This is a genomic window from Streptomyces sp. NPDC057271, from assembly GCF_042668715.1.
GTDB lineage: Bacteria > Actinomycetota > Actinomycetes > Streptomycetales > Streptomycetaceae > Streptomyces.
In genome coordinates this window covers 1-18,206 of record NZ_JBHUYJ010000051.1, presented here as the reverse complement: position 1 = coordinate 18,206, position 18,206 = coordinate 1, and the positions used below count along the sequence as shown (strand labels likewise).

Below are 18,206 nucleotides of genomic sequence, written 5' to 3'. Positions count from 1 at the left end.
CCTTGGAATCGCGGGGTTGTGGGCGAGTTATCCACAGGTCGGAGGGACGTCGGGGCCCATTGTCAGTGGCAGGGGTTAGCGTCTTTCACATGAAGCGATCGACTCAAGCAAACCGGGTGGAACCCATGGCAGGTACCGACCGCGAGAAGGCACTCGAAGCCGCACTCGCGCAGATTGAACGGCAATTCGGCAAGGGTGCCGTGATGCGCATGGGCGACCGCACCCAGGAGCCGATCGAGGTGATCTCCACCGGCTCGACCGCCCTCGACGTCGCGCTCGGCGTCGGCGGACTGCCCCGCGGCCGTGTCGTGGAGATCTACGGACCGGAGTCCTCCGGTAAGACGACCCTGACCCTGCACGCCGTGGCGAACGCCCAGAAGGCCGGCGGCCAGGTCGCCTTCGTCGACGCCGAGCACGCCCTCGACCCCGAGTACGCGAAGAAGCTCGGTGTCGACATCGACAACCTCATCCTGTCCCAGCCTGACAACGGTGAGCAGGCCCTCGAGATCGTCGACATGCTGGTCCGCTCCGGCGCCCTCGACCTCATCGTCATCGACTCCGTCGCCGCGCTCGTCCCGCGCGCGGAGATCGAGGGCGAGATGGGCGACTCGCACGTGGGTCTCCAGGCCCGTCTGATGAGCCAGGCGCTCCGGAAGATCACCAGCGCGCTCAACCAGTCCAAGACCACCGCGATCTTCATCAACCAGCTCCGCGAGAAGATCGGCGTGATGTTCGGCTCGCCGGAGACCACGACCGGTGGCCGCGCCCTGAAGTTCTACGCCTCGGTGCGCCTCGACATCCGCCGCATCGAGACCCTCAAGGACGGCACGGACGCGGTCGGCAACCGCACCCGCGTCAAGGTCGTCAAGAACAAGGTCGCGCCGCCCTTCAAGCAGGCTGAGTTCGACATCCTCTACGGCCAGGGCATCAGCCGCGAGGGCGGCCTGATCGACATGGGTGTGGAGCACGGCTTCGTCCGAAAGGCCGGTGCCTGGTACACGTACGAGGGCGACCAGCTCGGCCAGGGCAAGGAGAACGCCCGCAACTTCCTGAAGGACAACCCCGATCTCGCCAACGAGATCGAGAGGAAGATCAAGGAGAAGCTGGGCGTCGGCGTCCGGCCGGGTGAGGAGACGGCCGAGGCGGGCGCGGACGCCGCGGGCGCCACGGAGCCGGCCGCCGCGGACGACACGGCCAAGTCGGCCCCGGCGGTGAAGGCGACCAGGGCGACCAAGGCCCCGGCGGCCAAGAGCTGAGCCAGTGACCGGTCGCACCGAATGGCCGGGCGACAGCGCCGACTCGTCGAGGGCCGAGAAGGAGCTGTCGCCCCAGGATCCGGCTGAGCGGGCGCGGGCGATCTGCCTGCGCCTGCTCACCGGGACCCCTCGTACCCGCAAGCAGCTCGCCGACGCCCTGCACAAGCGCGAGATCCCCGACGACGTCGCGGAAGAGGTCCTCTCGCGATTCGAGGACGTCGGGCTGATCGACGACGCCGCGTTCGCCGATGCCTGGGTCGAGTCCCGGCACCACGGGCGCGGACTCGCCCGCCGCGCCCTCGCCCGCGAGCTGCGCACGAAGGGCGTCGACGCCTCGCTCATCCAGGAGGCGGTGGGACAACTGGACTCCGAGCAGGAGGAGATCACCGCGCGCGAGCTCGTCGACCGGAAGCTGCGCGCCACCCGCGGCCTCGACCGGGACCGCCGGCTGAGACGGCTCGCGGGCATGCTCGCCCGCAAGGGCTACCCGGAGGGCATGGCTCTACGGGTCGTCCGCCAAGCCCTGGAGGCCGAGGGAGAGGACACCGAGGGCCTGGACGAACCCTTCTAGCCGGAGCGGCGCCCGGAGTACTCTCGTACCGACCACACCGTGCTGTCCGGCCGTACGACCGGGAAGCCCCGCCGCCTTCCACGCCTGGAAGCCGCCGATCACGCCTGTCGCCCGGTGCAGCCCCAGCCGGCTCAGAGAGGCAGCCGCGAGCGAGGAGGCGTACCCCTCGTCGCAGAACACGACCACCCGCAGGTCGTGGCTGCCCGCCTCCGGCGCGCGGTGGCTGCCCAGCGGGTCGAGCCGCCACCCCAGTTCGTTGCGCTCCACGATCAGCACGCCCGGGATCACCCCGTCCCGCTCACGCAGCGCCCCGTACCGGGTGTCGACCAGAAGCGCGTCACCCGCCGCGTACGCCTCGGCCGCGCCCGGCTCGATCCGGTCGAGAAGCTCGTCGATTCCCACCCGTTCGGCCGTCTCGTGCTCGCTCACTGCCAGCCCTCCGAGCGCTCGACCCGCTCAGGACGGAGCACCGCGCCCGACCGGCTGAAGCGGCGGACCAGCAGGAGCGGCGGATAGTACGCGTGGACCGACACCGCGTGCGTGCGCAGGACTCGTTGAGTACCTCGTGCACAACGAGTCGATCAGTTGAGGGTCAATCGATCCCCACGGTACGGTCGCTCTTCGCCGCCCCCGAAGCGACCCGGCTCTCCGTGGTCTCCGCCTTGCCGCCCCGGGTCGCGTCCGCCGCCGCGTACAGCTCGTCGGGCCGGACCCCGGGGAAGGAGGCGACCAGATGCCCATCCGGACGTACGAGCAGGACCGTGTGGGCCACGGCTCCCGGATACGCCTCCGTGACCAGCAGCTCCGCCTTCACCGGCAGGGCGCGCACCGCCTCCACGAGCCGCGGCATCACGCCCGCGCTCATCCAGTGCCGCCGGTCCCAGACACCCGTACCGGGCGCGACGAGCACCACGAGCAGGCGGCCACGGCCGAGCCGGTCCCGCAGCCGTACCGTCGTGCCGTCCGGCGCCGTCACACGGACGTCCTCGACCGGCGCGCCGGTCCCCGTGCCCACCGCGCTCCGGGACGCCCCGGCGTCCTGGGGCGCGAGGGGGGAGTGCGGGTACGCGGGGGGCGCGCCCAGCGGGCCGCGCCCCAGGTGACCGTCCGTCAACAAGGCGTCGTGGCCGCGCGAGCCGCCGGGCAGATACGTCCGCAGCCCCCCACCGCCGCGCAGCACCGGCAGCGACTGGTCGGCGGCCCGCAGACGGGAGGCGACGGCGGCCCGCCGCTCGCTCTGGTAGCTGTCGAGGAGCGTGTCCGAGGCCCCGTGGTGCCAGGCGTACGCGAGCTTCCAGGCCAGGTTGTCGGCGTCCCGCAGCCCCTCGTCGAGGCCCTGCGTCCCCACCGCTCCGAGGAGATGGGCCGCGTCGCCCGCCAGGAACACCCGGTCCACGCGCCACCGACGCGCGAGCCGGTGGTGCAGCGTGTGGACACCGGTGTCGATCAACTCGTACGGAGGTGTCTCCCCACCGCACCAGCCTGCCAGCGTCTCCCGGATCCTGGAGACGAGCGCGTCCGGGGTGACGAGATCGCCCCGCGGGGGCAGCAGCCAGTCGATCCGCCAGACCCCGTCCGGCAGCGGACGGGCCGTGACCTCCTCGCCGCCTCCCCGCCACGGCGGCTGACGGTGCAACAGGGCCTCGCCAGGCCATGGCAGCTCCACGCGCAGCGCGGCCACCGCGTGCCGCTCCACCGCCGTACGGCCGGGAAAGCGGATCGAGAGCAGCTTGCGCACCGTGGAGCGGGCGCCGTCGCAGCCGACCAGGTGGCTGCCGCGCCACCACGTGCCGTTGCTGCCGGAGTCGGGGCCACGGGTGTGTGCCGTGACGCCGCGCTCGTCCTGCTCGATCGTGTCGAGGCGGGCGTCGCCGACGAGCTTGATCAGCTCCTGCCCGGCGATCGCGTCACGCAGCCCCCGGGTGAGGGCGTGCTGGGGGATGTGCAGGGGAGCCGCCGGTCCCTCGTCGTCACTCTCCGTACCGCCGAGACCGAGGCTCAGCTCGATGTGCCTCATCTGTTGCTTGCGGCGCAGAGAGCGCCAACCGACCCAGCGGACCCCCTCGTCACGCAGGGTGGCGCAGCCCAGCCGCTCCACCATCGCGGCCATGTCGGCACGCAGTACGACGGTCCGGGCCGGGCGCGGCTCCTCCTTGCCGGGGGCCTCGTCGAGCACGACGGAGGGCACACCCTGCGAGGCCAGGGCAAGGGAGAGCGCGAGGCCCACGGGCCCCGCGCCGACGATGATCACCGGGTCCACGGCGCGGCTCCTGAAGGCCGTTCGGTCATGCGGGAAGCACAGCGAAGTGTGGCGCGAGCCCGGTGCGTGATCACAGAACGTATGCAACCCATTGCGGGTGCTTGCGTCAAGCGACGGGGGCAGCGGCGCGACCGCCACTGCCCCCGGATGATGTCACATACTGTCAGTTCTTCGTGATACCAGGGTGGTCGGGCCCGGCGTCCGTGCCACCGCCGCCCGCGGCGGGATCGCTGGTCAGCACGATCGCCTTCGCCGTGGCGTCAGGGATGACGATCCCCGTCCTGGCCCGTCGGCCCCGCTTCTCGATCCAGGTGGCGAGCGCGGAGAGGGCCAGACACAGCGCGATGTAGATGGCGCCGAAGACCACGATCGTGGAGACGTACGGGTACTGGCCGTTGACCTGCGTGTTGGAGGCGATCAGCCGGGCCGAGTAGAGCAGCTCGGGGTAGAGGATGACGAAGCCGAGCGAGGTGTCCTTCAGGGTGACCACCAGCTGGCTGATGATCGTCGGCAGCATCGCCCGGACGGCCTGCGGCATCAGGACGGTCGTCATGACCTGCGTCTTGCTCATGCCCAGTGCGTACGCGGCCTCCCGCTGCCCCTTCGGCACGGCGTTCACGCCGGCGCGCAGGACCTCGGCCTGGACACAGCCGTTGTAGATCGACAGGCCGATGGCCAGCGCCCACATCGAGTAGTCGGTGAGGAAGGCGACCCAGACGGCGTAGATCGTGATCAGCAGCGGGATCGAGCGGAAGAGCTCGATGAAACCGGTGGCCACCAGGCGGACCGGGGCGTGGTCGGAGAGCCGGGCGACGGCGAGCAGGACACCGAGCACGAGCGAGCCGACCGCCGCGAGGCCGAAGGCCTTGAGGGTGGCGACGAGGGCGTCGGCGATGTTCTGCCGGATGCCCGCGTAGTTGAAGATGTCCCACATCGCGGGGTCGAGGTGCCCCTTGTCGGCCAGCCGGAGCACGCTCACGGCGAGCAGCGCGACGATGGCGACGGTGCCCACGACGGCGAAGATCCGGTTGCGGACGCGCGCCTTGGGGCCGGGGGAGTCGTAGAGAACGCTGGCACTCATCGGGCGACCTCCATGCGGCGCTCAAGGAGACGGAAGATCCCGCTGATGGTGAAGGTGACGACCAGGTACGCGGCGGCCACCCAGGCGAAGATGGGGCCGATGGCGTAACCCTGCTCGCTCATCAGCGTCTGCCAGCCGAAGAGTTCGGTGACGCTGAAGGCGCCCGCGATGGCTGAGTTCTTGGTGAGCGCGATGAAGATCGAGCTCAGTGGCGGCAGCACGGTCCGGGTGGCCTGCGGGAGCACGATCATCCGCAGGGTCTGCGAGAACGTCATGCCCAGCGAGCGGGCGGCCTCCGCCTGGCCGAGCGGCACCGTGCTGATGCCGGAGCGGACGGCCTCGCAGACGAACGCGGAGGTGTAGAAGCCGAGCGCGAGCGAGCCGAGCACGAAGGGGCTCATACCCGGGAACAGGATCTCGGGGACGACGAAGAACGAGACGAGGAAGAGCAGCGTCAGCGGGGTGTTGCGCAGGAGCGTGACCCAGGCGGTCCCGAAGAAGCGCAGCGGCGGGACGGGCGACACCCGGAACCCGGCGACGACGACGCCGAGGACCAGCGCGATGACCGAGCTGACGGCGGTGATCGACACGGTTCCTATGAAGCCGTCGCGGAACTCCGGGAAATGGTCGAGCAGTACGTTCATGAGGTCTCCGCGTCGGCTGTCAGCGGCTTACGGGCAGGAGGAGGGGCGCCCCGTACTCCCGTACGGGGCGCTCGACGTCAGGCGAGGTATCAGTAGCGGACGAGCGCCGGCGGCTCGACGTACGCGGAACCCGAGAGACCCAGGGTCGCCTCGTAGATCTTCTTGTACGTGCCGTCCTTGATGTGCGCGTCGAGGATGTCGCTGATCTTGTCGCGCAGGACCTTGTCGTCCTTGTTCATGCCGACGCCGTAGGGCTCCTCGGTGAAGGCCTTGCCCACGACCTTGAGCTTGCCGGCGTTGGCGGCGGCGTAGCCCTTGAGGATCGCGTCGTCGGTGGTGACCGCGTCGACCTGCTTGGTGAGCAGCTGCTGCACGCAGTCGGAGTACTTCGCCAGCTCGGTGGTCTCGGCGCCGTACTGGGGCTTCTTGATCTCCTGCAGCGGGGTCGAGCCCGTGATGGAGCAGACCTTCTTGCCCTTGAGGGTCTCCGGACCGGTGATCGCGGTCTCGTCCTTGCGGACCAGGAGGTCGGCGCCGGCCTTGTAGTACGGACCCGCGAAGCCGACCTGCGCCTTGCGCTTGTCGTTGATCGTGTACGTGCCGACGTAGTAGTCGACCTGGCCCGTCGAGATCGCCGTCTCACGGAGCTTCGAGTCGACGGTCTTCCACTCGATCTTGTCCTCGGTGAAGCCGAGGTCGGCCGCGATCATCTTCGCGATCTCGATGTCGAAGCCGGACCGCTCCTTGGTGGCCTGGTCCTCGAAGCCGAGGTACGGCTGGTCGGCCTTGGAACCGATGATCAGCTTGCCGCGCTTCTGCGCCTCCTTGAAGGTGGGCGACTCCAGCTTCACGTCGGTGGCGACGATGTACTTGGGGAGCTGCGGGGCACTCGAGTCGCCGGGCTTCACGGCGGGCTTGTCGCCGGCGGAGCCCTCCTTGCCACCACAGGCGGTCGCGGTGAGCGCGAGCACGGCGACGGCCACGGCCGCGGACTTGCGGAGCTTCATGGTGAACATCCCTTGGTTCGTGGGTTGTTGGTCAGCAGGGTGAATGATGAAGGCTGACCGTCGTCAGTGGTGGAGGATTTTCGAGAGGAAGTCCTTCGCCCGGTCGCTGCGCGGGTTGCTGAAGAACTGGTCCGGCGTGGCCTGTTCGACGATCTTGCCGTCCGCCATGAAGACCACGCGGTTGGCGGCCGAACGCGCGAAACCCATCTCATGGGTGACGACGACCATCGTCATGCCGTCGCGCGCCAGCTGCTGCATGACCTCGAGGACCTCGTTGATCATCTCGGGGTCGAGGGCCGACGTCGGCTCGTCGAACAGCATGACCTTCGGGTCCATCGCCAACGCCCTCGCGATCGCGACACGTTGCTGCTGACCCCCGGAGAGCTGCGCCGGGTACTTGTCCGCCTGGGTGCCGACACCCACGCGGTCCAGCAGGGCGCGGGCCTTGGCCTCGGCGGCACCCTTCGTGCTCTTGCGGACCTTGACCTGACCCAGCATCACGTTCTCGAGCACGGTCTTGTGCGCGAAGAGATTGAAGGACTGGAACACCATGCCGACGTCGGCGCGCAGCCTGGCCAGCTCCTTGCCCTCCTGGGGCAGCGGCCGGTTGTCGATCGTGATGGTGCCGGAGTCGATCGTCTCCAGGCGGTTGATGGTGCGACACAGTGTGGACTTGCCGGACCCCGAAGGCCCGATGACGACCACGACTTCGCCACGGGCGATCGTCAGGTCGATGTCCTGGAGCACATGCAGCGCGCCGAAGTGCTTGTTCACGTTGGACAGCACGACCAGGTCGCCCGCCGCCACACCGGCGTCTTCCGAGCCCTTGGTCACTGACACTCCGCTCATCGGCTTTTGCTCCGTCCTCCTCGGTTGGGGAGGACACTAGGCATGCAGTGCGACGAGCGTCATTACATCTGAGCGGAAATTGAGGATAACGATAAGGCCTCGGCCGGACACACTGCGTGAACGGGGCGCGCGACGGCGTACCGGGTACATAACGGAAACCCCGTCGTCACAGGGGGGCACTTGACTGTGACACCGACCATCGGCGTTCATGCCCTGGTACACCGATAGCCATGACACGATCACGAAGCCACCGGAGGGGGGCCATGAGACTCCTGCTCGTCGAAGACGACGATCATGTCGCCGCGGCCCTGTCCGCCGTCCTGGCGAAGCACGGCTTCGCGGTCACGCACGCCCGGAACGGCGAGGAGGCGCTCCAGGCGGTGCTGCCCGCCGCGCACGGCGAGCGCCCTTCGTACGGTGTGATCCTGCTCGACCTCGGACTGCCCGACCAGGACGGCTACCAGGTCTGCGGCCGGATCCGTAAGCTCACCTCGACGCCCGTGATCATGGTGACGGCGCGTGCCGACGTACGGTCCCGCATACACGGGCTCAACCTCGGGGCCGACGACTACGTGGTCAAGCCGTACGACACCGGAGAACTGCTCGCCCGGATCCACGCCGTCAGCCGGCGCAACGCGGGCGGCGACGAGGGGGGTGCGGCCGGCGACGACGCCGCGCTGCGGCTCGGCTCCGTCGTCATCGAGCTGCCCACCCGCCGCGTCAGCGTCGACGGCGCGCCCGTCCAGCTCACCCGCAAGGAGTTCGACCTGCTGGCCCTGCTCGCCGGGCGACCCGGTGTGGTCTTCCGGCGCGAGCAGATCATCAGCGAGGTCTGGCGCACCAACTGGGAGGGGACCGGCCGCACGCTTGAGGTGCATGTCGCCTCGCTGCGCTCCAAGCTGGCCATGCCCGCCCTGATCGAGACCGTACGCGGCGTCGGCTACCGCCTGGTCGCCCCGGCCGCGTAGCCGCCCGGGCCCCACGTGCGCACGCGTCTTCTTCCGCTCCTCCTCGTCCTGATGGCCGGGGTGCTGCTCGCCCTCGGTTTCCCGCTCGCCGCGAGCATCGCCGCGGCCGAGCAGCAGCGCGTCGTCGTCGACCGGCTCGACGACGCGGCGCGGTTCGCCGCGCTCGCCCAGTTCGTCAGCGAGTCCGAGCCCACGGTCGACGAGCGCCGCACCACCCTCAGGGGTGAACTCGCCAGCTACCACGACGTGTACGGCATCAGGACGGGCATCTTCTACCGGGACAACCGGGCCATGGCCGCCGCGCCCCAGGACTGGGTCGTCCCGTACGAGGGTGAGGGCCGTCGCGCCTTCAAAGAGGCGCTGCTCGGGCGCCGCAGCCACGACCCGCCGCAGGTGTGGCCGTGGCAGCCGGATGCCCGCCTGACGATCGCCTCTCCGGTCGTACGGGACGGGGACGTGGTCGCCGTCGTGGTGACCGACTCGCCCACGGGACAGCTGCGTTCGCGCATCCTCAACGGCTGGCTGATCATCGTGGCAGGGGAGTCGGCCGCGATGCTGCTCGCCGTCGGCGCCGCCTTCCGGCTCACCGGCTGGGTGCTGCGGCCCGTCCGCGTCCTGGACGCGGCCACCCACGGCATCGCCACGGGCCGGATGAAGTCCCGGGTCGCCGAGGCCGGGGGACCCCCGGAACTGCGCCGGCTGGCCCGCGCGTTCAACGAGATGGCCGACAACGTCGAAGACGTCCTGGAGCAGCAGCGGGCCTTTGTCGCCGACGCCTCGCACCAGCTGCGCAACCCGCTCTCGGCGCTGCTCCTCCGCATCGAGCTGCTCGCCCTTGAACTACCCGAGGGCAACGAGGAGATCGCCTCCGTCCGTACCGAGGGCAAGCGGCTCGCCCAGGTCCTCGACGATCTGCTGGGCCTCGCGCTCGCCGAGCACGCCGCCGCCGACCTGCGGCTCACCGACATCGGCGAGCTCGCGGCCGAGCGGGTCGCCGCATGGCGCCCGCTCGCCGAGGAGAAGGGCGTACGGCTCGGGGGAGAGCGGCGCGCGGTGACGGCCTGGGCGGACCCGGTGGCGCTCTCCAGCGCGCTCGACGCGGTGATCGACAACGCGCTGAAGTTCACCCCGGAAGGGGAGGAGGTCACGGTCGCCGTGGCGTCCGAGGGCGACACCTGCACGGTCGTGGTGGCGGACGCGGGCCCGGGGCTCGCGCCGGAGGAACTCGACCGCGTCGGCGACCGCTTCTGGCGCAGCAACCGCCACCAGAACATCAAGGGCTCGGGGCTCGGTCTCTCGATCGCCCAGGTTCTGCTCGGGGCGGGCGGCGGCTCGATCGCCTACGCGCCGAACGAACCGCACGGGCTGCGCGTGACGGTCACGGTGCCGAGGACGGGGTCGCAGGGGCGCTGAGGGGTCGGCGAAGGCGCTGACGGGGTCGGCGGGGCGACTGTGGCCGCGGGCTCATGGAGCGGGGCGGGGGCTTCGCGGAGCGGGCCGGGACGTTGCGGGCCAGGGCTTCGGGGGGCGGGGCGGGGCTTCGCGGAGAGGGGGGCTTGCGGGCCGGGGCCTTGCGGGGCGGGGCTTCGAGGAGCGGACCGGGGCCTTGCGGGGCGGCGGTACGCGGTGGTTACGGCTTCACGGAGCGGTAGTAGCGGCGCGCACCCTCGTGGAGGGGCAGCGGTTCGGTGTAGATCGCGGTACGCAGGTCCACCAGCTGGGCGGGGTGGACCTGGCCGCCGATCCGGTCCCGGCTTCTGATCACCGTACGGGTCAAACCCTCCACCAGCGCCGAATCCGCCGTGTCCGTCGTCACGAGCAGGTTCGCCACGGCCACCGTCTCCACCCGCTGTCCGTCCTGCGCCCGCTTGTAGGCGTCCGCCGGAATGGTCGCGGAGCGGTAGTGACGGGTCGACTCGCCCGCGTCGTGCAGCTTGTCCACGAGGGCCGCGTCCAGCGAGACCAGCCGTACCGGCATGCGCTCGGACAGTGCCTGGACGGCCTGTGTGGGCAGACCGCCCGACCAGAAGAACGCGTCCAGTCTCCCGCTCTCCATCAGGGCCGGCATGGTGTCGATGCCGGCCGGGACCGGCTTGATGTCGACATCGGGGGCGAGTCCGCCCGCCGCGAGGACCCGATCCGCGATGAGCCGGACACCGGACCCCTCCTGGCCGACGCCGACGCGGAGCCCGCGCAGATCGGCGACGGACCGGACGGGCGACTGCTTGGGGACGACGATCTGGACGTAGTCGTCGTAGAGGCGGGCCGAGCCCCGGAGCCTGTCGAAGCCGGGCTTCCGGTCGCGCTGGTACTGGGCCACGGCGTCGGCCGTCGCGATGGTGAAGTCCGTCTCGCCCGCGGCCAGACGCGCGAGGTTCTGCTGCGAGCCCTCGCTGTTCCTGAGCGTTATCGAGACATCCGGCAGATCGGTGGCGAGGGCCTGCCGCAGCAGCTCGCCGTACCGCTGGTAGACGCCGGTGGGAACGCCCGTACTGAAGGTGACCCGGCCGCTCGGATCCGGCGGACCGAAAGGAACCAGCCACCACACCAGCAGCCCGCACACCACCAGAAGCGCCGCCGACACCTGGAGCAGGCGGCGGCGGACGGCACGGGAGAGCGAGGCGAGCATGGCGCGATCCTGCCAGTTCCCTGCCCGCTCTGGCCAGGCCGGCCATGCGAGCCGCCGGCCGTCACGTCTCCTTGCCCGTGCTCGTCCGCCCGGGGGCTTCGTCGTCAGAGACCGGTCGCCTGGGTGCGCAGCCACGCAAGCAGCGCGGCGATGCGGTCGTCCCGCTCGGGCGGCTGCGGGCTGAGCAGGTGGTATCCCGTGCCGTCCTCGACCAGACCGAAGGGCGCCACGAGCTGGCCGCGCACGAGGTCGTCGTGGACGAGCGCGTACGGGCCGATGGCGATGCCGACGCCGGCGACGGCCGCCTGGAGCGCCAGATAGAAATGCTCGAAGGTCTGCTCACCGGCGGGGTCGACGCGGCGACGCGTGAGGCGTTGCCAGTCGGCCCACGCTCCTGGCCGCGTGCTGGAGTGCAGAATCGTCACCCCGGCGACCCCGCTCGCGCCGTTGCCTGCGCCGGTGCCCGCGACCCCGCTCGCGCCCGGGCCGGTGCCCGCGACCCCGCTCGCGCCCCTGCGCCCGGCGCGGAGTCGCTCGGCCAGGTCCGGGCTGCAGACCGGACCGATCCGTTCCAGAAAGAGGGGGGAGCGGCACACGTCCGCCGGTACGGGAAAGTCGTCGCGCCGCAGAGCGACGTCGATGGGGTCCCGGTCGAAGGAGACGGGTCCGCCGCCCGCCGACAGATGCACCGTGAGGCCCGGCACCTGCTGCGAGAGGTCCGGCAGCCGGGGGATGAGCCAGCGCATCAGGAGGGTCGGCTCGCAGGACAGCGCGAGCGGACCCCCGCGCTCCCGTCGTGCCACCTCCCGGGCCGCCGTGTCGACCTGGTCGAGCGCGTCACGGACGGCGGCCGCGAGGCGGCGGGCCTGAGGGGTCGGCCGCAGGGAGCGGGTCCCACGCTCGAAGAGCCTGACACCCAGGGACTTCTCCAGGTTCTGGATCTGTCGGCTGACCGCGCCGTGGGTCACGTGAAGCTCCTCGGCGGCCCGGGTCATGCTCGCGTGCCGCACTGTCGCCTCGAAGGGGAGCAGCGAGTTCAACGGGGGAAGGTCCGGCCAGCGCATGTGTGAAATCTACTCACAGGTGGAGTGAGAAGGAATCGCTTGTCCAGCCGCTTTCCGGGCGCCAGGGTTGACGTCAGTGGCGATCACGTCACGCGGGCGACGGGCCGTCCGGGCGTGGTCGGCGAACCGGGTCCGGCGGTACGACCGAGAGGAGGACGAGGCATGAGGCAGGAACCCCCGGCAGATCCCGTGACGAGCATCGCGGTCCTCGCCGACGACCTCACGAGCGCGGGCGACGGCGCGGCGCCGTTCCGCGGGGCCGGGCATCGGGCTCAGGTCCTGTTGCAGCGGGACGGCGTACTCGGCGCGGCCCGTGAGGGAGTCGTCGCCGTCGACCTCGGCAGCCGCCCACTCGACGAGGCGACGGCCGCGGCCCTGACCTGGCGGGCCGCGGCCGCGTTCGCGGGCGCCGACCTGCTGATCAAGACCGTCGACTCCACACTTCGGGGCCATCTGGCGGCCGAGACCCGAGCCGCCCACTCCGGATCGGGCCGTCAGGCCCTCGTCGTCGCACCGGCGTTCCCCGCCGAGGGCCGGACGACGGTCAGGGGGATCCAGCACGTCCAGGGCGTTCCGGTGCACGAGACGGCCTTCGCCCACGACCCGACGCACCCGGTCCGCACCTCGGACCTCGCCCGCCTGCTGCCCGAGGCGGAACTGCTCGAGCCGGAGCAGTTCGGGAAGCTGCCGGAGCTGATCGACACGGGAGGGGTGTTCGTCTGCTCGGCGGCCACCGATGCCGACCTCGACCTTCTGGTCTCCTCCGTGCCCCGACCGCACGACGTCCTCTGGGCCGGCTCACCGGGCCTCGCCGCGGCGCTGGCCGCCCACCACTCCCGCGTCCCCGCGGCCTCCGCGGTCGAACTCCCCGGGTCACGGCGCCCGTTGGTGGTGGTCGGCAGCGCACACCCGGCCTCCCGCCGCCAGCTGGAGCGGTTGCGCACGCGCCGGGACGTAGCCGCGGCCGATGCCGGCGACGACCCGGCCGCGGCCGTCGAGGCCCTGCGTCGGTCCGCCGCGCCCGTGCTCGCCGTCCACACCCCCGACGCCCGCCGTGCGGCCTCCGACGTATTGACGTGCCGTCTCGCCGGCGTCGTAGGCGCCTCGGTGGCGGAGCGGCTGGTCGACGGACTGGTGCTGACCGGAGGAGAGACCGCGGCGACGGTGCTGGAAGCCCTCGGGGCCGCCGGTATCGACCTGGTCGACGAGCCTGAACCGGGCGTGGCACGGGGCGTACTACTCGGCCGGCCCCGCATCCCCGTCCTGATCAAGGCGGGCGGCTTCGGCGACGACGGCACGCTCGACCGCCTCCGCCGCCTCCTCGTGGAAGGAGGACAGCTCTCATGACGCGACCCATCGCCCTCACCATGGGCGATCCGTGCGGCATCGGTCCCGAGATCACCGTCAAGGCGTACGCCGACCCCCGACGCCGTCCTCCGGTCGTCGTCTTCGGCGACCCGGACACCCTCGCCCGGGCCTGCCGCGTCACCGGCACCGCGCTGACCACGCGACCGATCTCCTCCGTCGCGGAAGCGGCCCACAGGCCAGGGGTGATGGACGTCCTCCCCGTAGGGGCGCTCCCCGCGGACCTGCCGCTCGGCACGGTGGACGCACGCGCCGGCGCAGCGTCGTTCCACTACGTACGCCGAGGCGTAGAGCTCGCCCTCCAGGGCGAGATCCGGGCGCTGACCACCGCACCGATCAACAAGGAGGCGCTCGGACTGGCGGGGCTGCCCTACCCGGGCCACACCGAGATCCTCGCCGAACTCTCGGGCACCGACGAATACGCCATGATGATGGCCAACGACGAGCTGCGGGTCGTCCTGGTCACCGTCCACCAGTCACTGCGCACGGCACTCGACTCCCTCACCACCGCCCGTGAGCTGGAGATCATCCGGCTCACCCACCGCACGCTCCTGACCGGGCGCGGGAAGAACGCGCATCCCCGTATCGCCGTCGCCGCCCTCAACCCCCACGCCGGTGAGAACGGGCTCTTCGGCCGCGAGGACCTCGACATCATCGAACCGGCCGTGCGCGCCGCCCGCCGAGAGGGCATCGACGCCAGCGGCCCCTGGCCCGCCGACACGGTCTTCATGCGCGCCCGAGCGGGCGAGTTCGACGTCGTCGTGGCCCAGTACCACGACCAGGGGCTCATACCGGTCAAGTACCTGGGCCTGGAGCACGGCGTCAACATCACCATCGGCCTGCCCTTCGTGCGGACCAGCGTCGACCACGGCACGGCCTTCGACCTCGCCGGTCGGGGCACCGCCGACCACACCAGCCTGCTCACCGCCCTGCACCACGCGGACGAGCTGACCCGACCACCCGCATCCGAGCCGGAGGACCTCCGTGGACTTCATCTTCATGCTCACCCGTGAGGACAGGACCGTCACGGACTGCCTCGACGTCCTCGACACCGTCCGGGACCTCGGCATCGGCCACCTCGGCTTCAAGGACGTCGGGGTCGACGCGGCCACCCTCGACCGGCTCCACCGGCAGATCAAGGACATGGGGGCCACCAGCTACCTCGAAGTGGTCAGCACCACCCGCGACGAAGCCCTCGCCTCCGTCCGGCACGCCATCGACCTCGGCGTCGACCGGCTCATGGGCGGCACCTGGGTCGACGAGACGCTGACCCTCCTCGCCGGCACCACCATCGAGTACCTCCCCTTCGCGGGTGAACCCGCGGGCCACCCCACCCGCCTCGCGGGCGGCCCCGAGCGGGTCGCCCAGGACTGCCGCCGGGCCGAGGCCGCCGGCTGCGCGGGCGTCGACCTCCTCGCCTACCGGGCGACCGACGCGGAGCCCCTCGACCTCGTCCGCGCCGCCCGGGCGGCCACCACCGGGTGCCTGGTCGTGGCCGGCGGCATCAGCGGCAGGGATCGGATACGGGACCTGGCAGCCGCCGGAGCCGACGCCTTCACCATCGGTTCGGCCGCCTTCGACGGCTCCCTGCGCCCCGACGCGGGCACCCTCGCTGCCCAGCTCACGGAGGCCCTCGACGCTGCCGGGAGCGTCCCGGTGCCGTCGTAGCGGCAGCTCGGGCCGGGGCAATCCCCGGCACCGCATACCCTTGTGTCATGACCAGCAGCGACCGGAGCCAGGCAGTGGACGTCCAGCGAACCTACGAAGTGCGCACCTACGGGTGCCAGATGAACGTCCACGACTCCGAGCGGCTCTCCGGTCTGCTGGAGGACGCCGGCTACGTCCGTGCCCCCGAGGGCTCGGACGGCGACGCCGACGTCGTCGTCTTCAACACCTGCGCGGTCCGTGAGAACGCCGACAACAAGCTCTACGGCAACCTCGGCAGGCTCGCCCCCAGGAAGACCTCGCGTCCGGGCATGCAGATCGCCGTCGGCGGCTGCCTCGCCCAGAAGGACCGCGACACCATCGTCAAGAAGGCCCCCTGGGTCGACGTCGTCTTCGGCACGCACAACATCGGCAAGCTGCCGGTCCTCCTGGAGCGCGCCCGTGTCCAGGAAGAGGCCCAGATCGAGATCGCGGAGTCGCTGGAGGCGTTCCCCTCCACGCTGCCGACCCGCCGCGAGTCCGCCTATGCCGCTTGGGTCTCGATCTCCGTCGGCTGCAACAACACCTGCACTTTCTGCATCGTCCCGGCGCTGCGCGGCAAGGAGGAGGACCGCCGCCCCGGCGACATCCTCGCCGAGATCGAGGCTTTGGTGGCCGAGGGCGTCTCGGAGATCACCCTCCTCGGCCAGAACGTCAACGCGTACGGCTCCGACCTGGGTGACCGCGAAGCCTTCTCCAAGCTGCTGCGCGCCTGCGGCGAGATCGAGGGCCTGGAGCGGGTCCGCTTCACCTCGCCGCACCCCCGCGACTTCACGGACGACGTCATCGCCGCGATGGCCGAGACCCCGAACGTGATGCCGCAGCTCCACATGCCGCTGCAGTCCGGCTCGGACACGGTCCTCAGGGCCATGCGCCGCTCCTATCGGCAGGAGCGCTTCCTCGGCATCATCGAGAAGGTGCGCGCCGCCATCCCGCACGCCGCCATCTCCACCGACATCATCGTGGGCTTCCCCGGCGAGACCGAGGAGGACTTCGAGCAGACGATGCACACGGTCCGCGAGGCCCGCTTCGCCAACGCCTTCACCTTCCAGTACTCCAAGCGGCCCGGGACCCCCGCGGCGGAGATGGACGGGCAGATCCCGAAGGAGGTCGTGCAGGCGCGCTACGAGCGCCTGGTCGCGCTCCAGGAGGAGATCTCCTGGGAGGAGAACAAGAAGCAGGTGGGCCGGACGCTGGAGGTCATGGTGGCCGAGGGTGAGGGCCGCAAGGACGGCACCACACACCGCCTCTCCGGTCGCGCCCCCGACAACCGGCTCGTCCACTTCACGCAGCCGGACGAGGAGGTCCGCCCGGGTGACGTGGTGACCGTCGAGATCACCTATGCCGCCCCGCACCACCTCCTCGCCGAGGGCCCGACGACCGCCGTCCGCCGTACCCGCGCGGGCGACGCCTGGGAGAAGCGCACCGCCCAGGCCGCCGCGAAGCCCGCGGGGGTCCTGCTCGGACTTCCGAAGATCGGTGTGCCGGACCCGCTTCCGGCGGCTGCGGCACCCGCCTGCGGAAGCCACTGACACCGAGATCCGACCTCTGACATCTGACATATCCACAACGGGGGGCCGTGATGGGGAAGTGGGTCGTCGTCGCGCAGCGCGGCAGCAACGGGGACACGTACCGCTGTGAGGTGGTGCGGAGAGTCACCGGGTCGCGTGAGGACGCGCGGGAGGCGATGCGTGCCGCCTCGCTCACCTTCCACGAGCCGTGGCGGGAGAAGTCGCGTGAGGTGTACCGGTACCCCAGTGGTGACGGCTGTCTGGTGATCGTCAGGGGGCTGATGTCGGAGACGCTGATCACGCTGAGTATCGCCGAACTCGTCCACGATTCGGCCGATCCCGATCCCGATCCCGATCCCGATCGCGACCCCGATCCCGGTCCCGGTCCCGACGCCGACCCCGATCCCGCCCCTGACGCCGCCCACGTCCCCGAGCCGCCGACGCCGGAACCGCAGGACAGCGTCCCGCCCGTGTGACGGAGGCGGCCGCAGTAGGCTGCGGATCATGCTTGTCGCCGCAGCCGTCTGTCCCTGTCCTCCCCTGCTCGTGCCCGAGGTCGCCGCCGGGGCCGCCGGTGAGCTCGATGGAGCCCGGACGGCCTGCGCCGACGTGCTCGGGCTGCTCGCCGCGTCCCGGCCGGATCGGCTCTATGTCGTCGGTCCCGCCGAGGAGGGGGCCCGCGGAGCGTTCCCCGCCGGTTCGACCGGCTGCTTCGCGGGATTCGGCGTCGACTTCTCCGTACAGCTCGGGGCCGGGCCCGCGGCTGAGCGTCCGCTGCCCACCTCCCTCGCCATCGCCGCGTGGCTCCTGCAGCGCGCCGACTGGGCCGACGCGCCCGTCGAAGGCATGGGCGTCTGGGAGCGCCTTGAGGCCGACCGCTGTGTCTCGACCGGCCGTCAGCTGGCCGCCGCGGCCGACCGCGTGGCCCTGCTCGTGATGGGAGACGGCAGCGCCTGCCGGACCCTCAAGGCACCCGGCTACCTGGACGAGCGTGCCGCCGCCTTCGACGAGGCGGCCGCGAGTGCGCTGGGCACGGCGGACGTGGGCGCCCTCCTCGGCCTGGACGAGAACCTTGCCTACGAGCTGAAGGCTGCCGGCCGGGCACCCTGGCAGGTCCTCGCGGGCGCCGCCGAGGGCGCCGGCCTCGACGGCAGGCTGCTGTACGAGGACGCACCCTACGGCGTCGGCTACTTCGTCGCGGCCTGGTCGTAGTACCGCCCTGCCGGGCACCTCGTCACCCCTCGTCCCGTCCAGCGGCGGCGGGGGGCAGAACGGCGGACGGCCGCGGAGCATCGTC

Annotated in this window: 17 protein-coding genes and 2 pseudogenes; 10 read left to right on the top strand and 9 right to left on the bottom strand. The window is 71.2% G+C overall.

Annotated elements, in window-relative coordinates:
• Positions 1-116: 116 nt before the first annotated feature.
• Complete coding sequence (recA, locus tag ACFUJR_RS22950) at positions 117-1,256, top strand: recombinase RecA (protein ID WP_383167314.1); 1,140 nt, start codon at positions 117-119, stop codon at positions 1,254-1,256.
• Positions 1,257-1,260: 4 nt separating this feature from the next.
• Positions 1,261-1,827 carry a recombination regulator RecX gene (recX, locus tag ACFUJR_RS22945; protein ID WP_383167243.1) on the top strand — a complete coding sequence of 189 codons (567 nt, stop codon included), beginning with the start codon at positions 1,261-1,263 and terminating at the stop codon, positions 1,825-1,827.
• 60 nt (positions 1,828-1,887) lie between these two features.
• Here recX and ACFUJR_RS22940 read toward each other — a convergent pair.
• The 7 genes and pseudogenes from ACFUJR_RS22940 to ACFUJR_RS22910 all read right to left on the bottom strand — a co-directional run.
• Positions 1,888-2,262, bottom strand: a pseudogene (locus tag ACFUJR_RS22940) (rhodanese-like domain-containing protein); the annotation flags it as partial.
• Positions 2,253-2,398: pseudogene (locus ACFUJR_RS22935) on the bottom strand (cysteine dioxygenase); the annotation flags it as partial. The pseudogenes ACFUJR_RS22935 and ACFUJR_RS22940, both read right to left, overlap by 10 nt.
• A 21-nt stretch (positions 2,399-2,419) precedes the next feature.
• Entirely contained in the window at positions 2,420-4,087 is a 1,668-nt protein-coding gene (locus tag ACFUJR_RS22930; protein WP_383167240.1) for an FAD-dependent monooxygenase, read from the bottom strand.
• 163 nt (positions 4,088-4,250) lie between these two features.
• The gene (locus ACFUJR_RS22925) at positions 4,251-5,168 is read right to left on the bottom strand and encodes an amino acid ABC transporter permease (protein WP_383167237.1); all 918 of its coding nucleotides are present in this window, start codon (positions 5,166-5,168) and stop codon (positions 4,251-4,253) included.
• A complete protein-coding gene (locus tag ACFUJR_RS22920) occupies positions 5,165-5,812 on the bottom strand; it encodes an amino acid ABC transporter permease (RefSeq protein WP_352192457.1) in 648 nt (215 codons plus the stop codon). The genes ACFUJR_RS22925 and ACFUJR_RS22920 overlap by 4 nt, the downstream gene beginning before the upstream one ends.
• Before the next feature lie 89 nt (positions 5,813-5,901).
• Positions 5,902-6,819 (bottom strand): glutamate ABC transporter substrate-binding protein, encoded by a 918-nt coding sequence (locus ACFUJR_RS22915; protein ID WP_383167234.1) that lies wholly within the window; start codon positions 6,817-6,819, stop codon positions 5,902-5,904.
• 63 nt (positions 6,820-6,882) lie between these two features.
• Positions 6,883-7,668 (bottom strand): amino acid ABC transporter ATP-binding protein, encoded by a 786-nt coding sequence (locus ACFUJR_RS22910; RefSeq protein WP_383167232.1) that lies wholly within the window; start codon positions 7,666-7,668, stop codon positions 6,883-6,885.
• A 263-nt stretch (positions 7,669-7,931) separates the two neighbouring features.
• On the opposite strand from ACFUJR_RS22910, the gene ACFUJR_RS22905 reads away from it, so the two are divergent.
• Together ACFUJR_RS22905 and ACFUJR_RS22900 are read left to right on the top strand one after the other, a co-directional pair.
• Complete coding sequence (locus tag ACFUJR_RS22905) at positions 7,932-8,636, top strand: response regulator transcription factor (RefSeq protein ID WP_383167229.1); 705 nt, start codon at positions 7,932-7,934, stop codon at positions 8,634-8,636.
• A 15-nt stretch (positions 8,637-8,651) separates the two neighbouring features.
• Positions 8,652-10,049 (top strand): sensor histidine kinase, encoded by a 1,398-nt coding sequence (locus tag ACFUJR_RS22900; protein WP_383167226.1) that lies wholly within the window; start codon positions 8,652-8,654, stop codon positions 10,047-10,049.
• A 217-nt stretch (positions 10,050-10,266) separates the two neighbouring features.
• Here the strand turns inward: ACFUJR_RS22900 and ACFUJR_RS22895 are convergent, their stop codons facing one another.
• Positions 10,267-11,265 carry a TAXI family TRAP transporter solute-binding subunit gene (locus ACFUJR_RS22895; protein WP_383167224.1) on the bottom strand — a complete coding sequence of 333 codons (999 nt, stop codon included), beginning with the start codon at positions 11,263-11,265 and terminating at the stop codon, positions 10,267-10,269.
• 104 nt (positions 11,266-11,369) lie between these two features.
• Positions 11,370-12,329 carry a LysR family transcriptional regulator gene (locus ACFUJR_RS22890; protein WP_383167221.1) on the bottom strand — a complete coding sequence of 320 codons (960 nt, stop codon included), beginning with the start codon at positions 12,327-12,329 and terminating at the stop codon, positions 11,370-11,372.
• Between the two features lie 162 nt (positions 12,330-12,491).
• On the opposite strand from ACFUJR_RS22890, the gene ACFUJR_RS22885 reads away from it, so the two are divergent.
• Genes ACFUJR_RS22885 through ACFUJR_RS22860 form a run of 6 tightly spaced genes read left to right on the top strand, consistent with a single transcriptional unit; the run spans position 12,492 to position 18,121 of the window.
• Entirely contained in the window at positions 12,492-13,676 is a 1,185-nt protein-coding gene (locus tag ACFUJR_RS22885) for a four-carbon acid sugar kinase family protein (RefSeq protein ID WP_383167218.1), read from the top strand.
• The gene (gene pdxA, locus ACFUJR_RS22880; protein ID WP_383167215.1) at positions 13,673-14,707 is read left to right on the top strand and encodes a 4-hydroxythreonine-4-phosphate dehydrogenase PdxA; all 1,035 of its coding nucleotides are present in this window, start codon (positions 13,673-13,675) and stop codon (positions 14,705-14,707) included. Before ACFUJR_RS22885 ends, pdxA begins: the two co-directional genes overlap by 4 nt.
• On the top strand, positions 14,679-15,362 hold the full coding sequence (locus tag ACFUJR_RS22875; RefSeq protein WP_383167212.1) for a HisA/HisF-related TIM barrel protein: 684 nt from the start codon (positions 14,679-14,681) through the stop codon (positions 15,360-15,362). The genes pdxA and ACFUJR_RS22875 overlap by 29 nt, the downstream gene beginning before the upstream one ends.
• Positions 15,363-15,409: 47 nt before the next feature.
• The gene (gene miaB / locus ACFUJR_RS22870) at positions 15,410-16,930 is read left to right on the top strand and encodes a tRNA (N6-isopentenyl adenosine(37)-C2)-methylthiotransferase MiaB (protein WP_383167209.1); all 1,521 of its coding nucleotides are present in this window, start codon (positions 15,410-15,412) and stop codon (positions 16,928-16,930) included.
• Positions 16,931-16,980: 50 nt separating this feature from the next.
• Positions 16,981-17,385, top strand: coding sequence for a hypothetical protein (locus tag ACFUJR_RS22865; RefSeq protein ID WP_383167207.1), 405 nt, complete (start codon positions 16,981-16,983; stop codon positions 17,383-17,385).
• Positions 17,386-17,413: 28 nt separating this feature from the next.
• Positions 17,414-18,121, top strand: coding sequence for a class III extradiol dioxygenase subunit B-like domain-containing protein (locus tag ACFUJR_RS22860; protein WP_383167204.1), 708 nt, complete (start codon positions 17,414-17,416; stop codon positions 18,119-18,121).
• Positions 18,122-18,206 lie beyond the last annotated feature (85 nt).

Coding starts and splice junctions, on each gene's coding strand:
- ACFUJR_RS22925 (WP_383167237.1), bottom strand. CDS start 5,168: ATGAGTGCCAGCGTTCTCTACGACTCCCCCGGCCCCAAGGCGCGCGTC.
- ACFUJR_RS22920 (WP_352192457.1), bottom strand. CDS start 5,812: ATGAACGTACTGCTCGACCATTTCCCGGAGTTCCGCGACGGCTTCATA.
- ACFUJR_RS22915 (WP_383167234.1), bottom strand. CDS start 6,819: ATGAAGCTCCGCAAGTCCGCGGCCGTGGCCGTCGCCGTGCTCGCGCTC.
- ACFUJR_RS22910 (WP_383167232.1), bottom strand. CDS start 7,668: ATGAGCGGAGTGTCAGTGACCAAGGGCTCGGAAGACGCCGGTGTGGCG.
- ACFUJR_RS22905 (WP_383167229.1), top strand. CDS start 7,932: ATGAGACTCCTGCTCGTCGAAGACGACGATCATGTCGCCGCGGCCCTG.
- ACFUJR_RS22895 (WP_383167224.1), bottom strand. CDS start 11,265: ATGCTCGCCTCGCTCTCCCGTGCCGTCCGCCGCCGCCTGCTCCAGGTG.
- ACFUJR_RS22890 (WP_383167221.1), bottom strand. CDS start 12,329: ATGCGCTGGCCGGACCTTCCCCCGTTGAACTCGCTGCTCCCCTTCGAG.
- ACFUJR_RS22885 (WP_383167218.1), top strand. CDS start 12,492: ATGAGGCAGGAACCCCCGGCAGATCCCGTGACGAGCATCGCGGTCCTC.
- pdxA (WP_383167215.1), top strand. CDS start 13,673: ATGACGCGACCCATCGCCCTCACCATGGGCGATCCGTGCGGCATCGGT.
- miaB (WP_383167209.1), top strand. CDS start 15,410: ATGACCAGCAGCGACCGGAGCCAGGCAGTGGACGTCCAGCGAACCTAC.
- ACFUJR_RS22865 (WP_383167207.1), top strand. CDS start 16,981: ATGGGGAAGTGGGTCGTCGTCGCGCAGCGCGGCAGCAACGGGGACACG.
- ACFUJR_RS22860 (WP_383167204.1), top strand. CDS start 17,414: ATGCTTGTCGCCGCAGCCGTCTGTCCCTGTCCTCCCCTGCTCGTGCCC.